The sequence below is a fragment of the Asticcacaulis sp. AC402 genome, assembly GCF_000495835.1.
Classification (GTDB): Bacteria; Pseudomonadota; Alphaproteobacteria; order Caulobacterales; family Caulobacteraceae; genus Asticcacaulis.
Genome location: NZ_AWGC01000062.1, coordinates 1 through 919 on the forward strand (window position 1 = coordinate 1; position 919 = coordinate 919).

Below are 919 nucleotides of genomic sequence, written 5' to 3' on the forward strand. Positions count from 1 at the left end.
CACCACCCTGACCGGCATGACGCTGGACCTCGCCGCCGGCGCCGACCGGCTGAACCTGGCCGCGGTCGCCAATACCGGCACCGTCTCCAACGTCGAGACCATCACGGGTAATACCGCCGCCGACGTCATCACGCTTGCTACCGCCGTCACCGCCGGTGTCTTCGACCTGGCCACCGGTACCGACAGCCTGACCCTGGCTAACGGCACCAACTCGGCCACCGTTTCGAACACCGAAACTGTTACCGGCGGAACCGGTGCCGACACCATCACCCTGGCGACGGCCCTGGCCAACACCATGACGATCGACCTGGCGGCGGGTGCGGACGCCCTTACCCTGGGCGCCTTCGCCAATACCGGCACGCTGTCGAACGTCGAAACCATCACCGGCGGCAGCCTGGCTGACACCATCACCATCGCTACGGCCCTGACCGGAACGGTTAATCTCGGCACCGGCATCGATACCCTGAATCTCGGCAACTTCGCCAACACGATCACGGTAAGCAACGTCGAAACCCTCACCGGCAATGCCGACGTCGATACCATCACCATCGGTGCGATCCTGACCGCGGCGACGATCAACCTGGCCGGCGGTACCGATGTCCTGACGCTCGGCAACTTCGCCAACACCGCCACCGTTTCGAACGCCGAGACCATCACCGGCGGTACGGGTATCGATACCATCACGCTGGCCACCACACTGACCGGCGTCACCCTGAACCTGGGCACCGGCGCGGACATTTTGACCCTGGCCAATGTCGCCAACACCGGTACCGTCTCCAACGTCGAAACCATCACCGGCGGCACGGCGGCCGATGACGTCACCCTGGCCACCATCGCCACGGCAGCGGTTATCAACCTGGCCGCCGGCACGGACGCCCTGACGTTTGGCAACTTTACCAACTCGGCCACGGTATTGAAT

Annotated in this window: 1 protein-coding gene; it reads left to right on the plus strand. The window is 64.5% G+C overall.

All coding sequences use genetic code 11. The annotated features are described in order from the left end of the window. Nucleotides 1-919 (plus strand): hypothetical protein (locus ABAC402_RS40500; protein WP_031236136.1); only part of this gene is annotated, 919 nt, incomplete at both ends.